The following is a 908-nucleotide window of genomic DNA, read 5'->3' as shown; positions in this document are numbered from 1 at the left end:
CCGCGGCCACGTCGGCGGCAGCGACGCTGACGCCCAGCAGCTGGTCGAGGCTGGTGTCGTCACCGAGCAGCTCGGCCATCGTCGGCAGCTCGGCGCCGGCCTGGGCGGCTTCCTGGGCATCGACGTTGAAATACACGTCGGTCATGTCCACCGCGCGGCCATCGGCGAGGGTCGCGACGCTGCGCTCGAGGTGCAGGTTGCCCTGCTCATCGATGGCCGGGAGGGCGAAGTAGTCCAGGTTCAGACTGGCCACGCCCGCGTCGGTGAGGCCCATCAGCTCGCCGGCATCGGTCTGGTGGTTGCCGTTGGCGTCCACCCAGATCTTCAGCTCGCCGAAGGCTGCGTCGTTGCGGTCCACCAGGCCGTCGCCGTTGCTGTCGAAGGCGGACAGCTTGGCGAAGCCCTGGCCGACGGCGTTGCCGCCGAACAGCTCGCTGACGTCGTCGATGCGGCCGTTGCCGTTGCTGTCGATCGCCAGGAAGCCGTCGCCACCCGACAGCCAGCCGGACTTGACGGCGACGCCGGTGCCCAGCAGGTCGAAGGTGCCGTTGGCGTTCTCACGGCTGATGGTCTGGATGCCGTTGCCGTCCAGGTCGATGACGATCGGGCAGATGCCGGCGTCGAGGGTGTTGTCGTACTCGCCCGACACCAGGGTGAACTTGTCGGTCACGCCCTGGTTGTAATACGTCGAGGAGACACGTGCGACATCCGAGTCGGAGGCATCGTAGGCGTTGCTGGAGACATCCTTCGTCGTCCATTGGTAGCTCGACTGGTTGACGCTCTGCTTGAGGGCGTTGCCCCACCAGTCGTACTTGCCCGTGTAGTAGTAGGCGGACGACTTGTCGAACTGCAGGCTGTACTGGCCCGGATCGAGGTTGGTGAAGCTGTAGCAGCCGTTGGCGTCGGTG

1 pseudogene is annotated in these 908 nt (G+C 66.2%); it reads right to left on the bottom strand.

Annotated elements, in window-relative coordinates:
• Positions 1-908: pseudogene (locus L6Q67_RS23520) on the bottom strand (hypothetical protein); the annotation flags it as partial.

The organism is Zoogloea sp. (genome assembly GCF_023150065.1).
In the GTDB taxonomy this organism is placed as follows: domain Bacteria; phylum Pseudomonadota; class Gammaproteobacteria; order Burkholderiales; family Rhodocyclaceae; genus Zoogloea.
Note: the sequence above shows the minus strand (reverse complement) of the source record. Positions and strands in the feature narration are given on the sequence as shown.